Source organism: Candidatus Caldatribacterium sp. (assembly GCA_014359405.1).
Classification (GTDB): domain Bacteria; phylum Atribacterota; class Atribacteria; order Atribacterales; family Caldatribacteriaceae; genus Caldatribacterium; species Caldatribacterium oleiphilum.
The window spans coordinates 6621-9093 of record JACIZN010000077.1; the positions used below are offsets into that span (position 1 = coordinate 6621).

Consider the following 2473-nt stretch of genomic DNA (forward strand, 5'->3'; position numbering starts at 1 on the left):
CCCCAGCCCCAAGAACCCGCCTGAGATCCGGAGGAGTTGCAGGAGAAAAGCCAAAGGAAAGCCCCTTTTCCCGTTCCCATGCCACCCAGGAAGCAGCAACCTCAGCAAAAAGGAGCACCGCGGTGCGGAAGAACACACGAGCATGGATACGGACTTTCCCGTCCACAAAAAAGATTCGGGTAAAGTCAGGGGCAAGGGAGGTGCTTTCGGGGAATTCTCGCCAGTCCTCGCTCTCCCAGAATTCCCCCGGGGCAAGAGGAGCATCATCACCAATCTCATGAGAATGGAAAACCTCTTCCCCCGTGTACCAGTGGTCCACCTGAGCGAAGTTCTCCCGCAGGAATTCTCCTATATCACGGGGCTTTCGCTTCTCTTCCACTGCACCGTTCCCTCCCGCACCTCAAGCTGCACTGGGAAGTACCCGGCAAAATCCGGATCGTGGGTCACAATCCCCACCATTTTTCCTTCACGGCTCAAGCGGAATATGGCATCGGCCACAAGGTCCAGGTGCTCCCGGTCAAGGGTTGAAAACCCTTCATCAATGAAAAGACACTCCGTCCTTCGAGCGTATTTCTCCTCAAGCCTCAGGCTCGACAGCGCCAGGGCAAGAGCCAGAGCAATGAGGGTCTTTTCGCCTCCTGAGCATTCTTCGGGGAGACGTTCCCCTCCCCCGAACCTCCGGTCAAGGACGGCGATGTCCGCCATGCCTCGGCGCATCTGCATCCGCAGAGCGTACCGCCCTCCCGAGAGCCCAAGGAGAATCCTTGAGCTCTCCTCCTCAAGACGGGTAAAGAGAATCCGCAAGAGGTAGTTCTTGAACCCTCCAACCTCTAAAGCCTGCTGGAGCTTTGTGTGGACCTCGTAAACCCTCGACTTCTCCCCAACGGTAGCCCTCAGCTCCTGCCATTCCCTTCTCTTCCTCTCATTCTGCCTGAGCCCTTCCCGAATCTCCCCAAGACGCTTGTTCAGAAAACCCGCTTTGCTTCTGAGCTCCTCAAGTTCTCTCTGTAACCTCTGGAACTCCGTTTCTGCGGCATCTCCTGAAAGACCGAGTATCTTTTCAAGCTCTCCTTTTTCCCTTTCCCTCTCAAGCTTTTCTCTCTTCAGCCCTTCGAGCTCTCCCTCAAGGCGATGGAGTTCCATCCGGCTTGTCCCCGGTTTCTTCTCGAGGAGCTTACGGTACGTTTCTTCATCCCACTTCCTCTTTTCAAGTTCTGCAAGAAAGAGTTCCCGAAGGCGATACTCTTCACGGGCTAAGGCCTCTTTTTCCTCTTTTTTTTGCCTTAGAGTCTCCGTAAGGCGCTTGATTTCAAGACCAAGGGAATCTATTCGTTCCTTTTTTGTTCTTACCTCTGTCTCAAGACGCACAACTTCCTGTTCAGCCCTCCCGAGCTTATCCTTCAAGCCCTCAAGGTACTGAGGAAAGGTGTCCCCGGAAATTCCCAAAGATGCACAGTACTTTGCGAAACGCTCTCTTTTTGGAGCAAGCTCCTGCAGGATTTTTTCCTTTGCCGCACAGACCTCAGAAAGCCGCTTTGTTTCTTCTTCCTTTCTTTCCCTGAGGAAAAGGAGCCTCTCCTGCAAGGCGACAAGTTCTCGGCGCTGCATTTCTACCTCTTTCTGGAGACTCTCTCTGGCTTTTCCTTTTGACCGCACCCATTCCCGGAAACGGGAAAGAGAAAAGCTTTCCCCTTCAGGATACCCGGAGGAAACGAGGGTTTTCCGAACCTCATCCCGGAGCTTCTGCCGCTCCGCAGAGAGAACTCTCGCCTCCTTTTGGATTTCCTCAAGCTTTGCACCCCTCTCCTTTTTCTCCTGCGACACCTCCTGGATTTCCTGCTCGAGGTGCTCCTTCCGGGAAGAAAGCGCAACCCATTCCTCCTGGAAGCCCCGGTACTCCCGCTCCAGGGCCACAATGTCCACCCGTTCCCGTTCTCCTTCAGGGTAGGGAACCCGGCTCCCACACACTGGGCATGCTCCCTGGCGGCGCCACTCTTCTTCGAGTTCCCCAACAACGAAAGCCCTCACCCCATGACGGTACCGGAACTCATGGGCTTCCTTCTCTTCCTCGAGGACCTTCAAGCGGGCCTCAATCTTCTGTTTCTCTTCTGAAAGCCTTGCAACTCGCTCGTCGTACTTTGTGATTTCTTCCCGAAGTCTCTGCCACTCTCCCTTTAGTCGCTCAAACTCCTGGGCTTTCTTCTGGTCCTCAGGGAGGAGCTCATCGAGTACCCGCTGAGCTTCTTCGGCTTTCGCATACGCCTTTTCCGCCTCTGCAAGGAACGTCTCTTTCTCGTTGAGAATCTTCTGCCTTTTCGCCTCTTCCTTTTTAAGTCGTTCCTCTTCTGTGGAGAATTCAGCAATTCTCGCCCTGAGTTCTTTCTCTTTATCCTCCCAGAGGGCGAGTTCCCCTTCCCCCTTACGGAGCTCCTCAAAAAGGGGTACTCCCACTTCCTCCATCTTCTGTATGCAG

General features: G+C 54.2%; 1 protein-coding gene and 1 pseudogene (1 of these 2 running past the window's edge). Both read right to left on the reverse strand.

From position 1 onward, the window contains the following. A pseudogene (locus H5U36_07000) lies at positions 1-379 on the reverse strand (hypothetical protein); it reaches 26 nt to the left of the window's first position. Continuing rightward, complete coding sequence (locus tag H5U36_07005; protein MBC7217872.1) at positions 349-2451, reverse strand: hypothetical protein; 2103 nt, start codon at positions 2449-2451, stop codon at positions 349-351. The pseudogene H5U36_07000 and the gene H5U36_07005 overlap by 31 nt, the downstream one beginning before the upstream one ends. Positions 2452-2473: the final 22 nt, after the last annotated feature.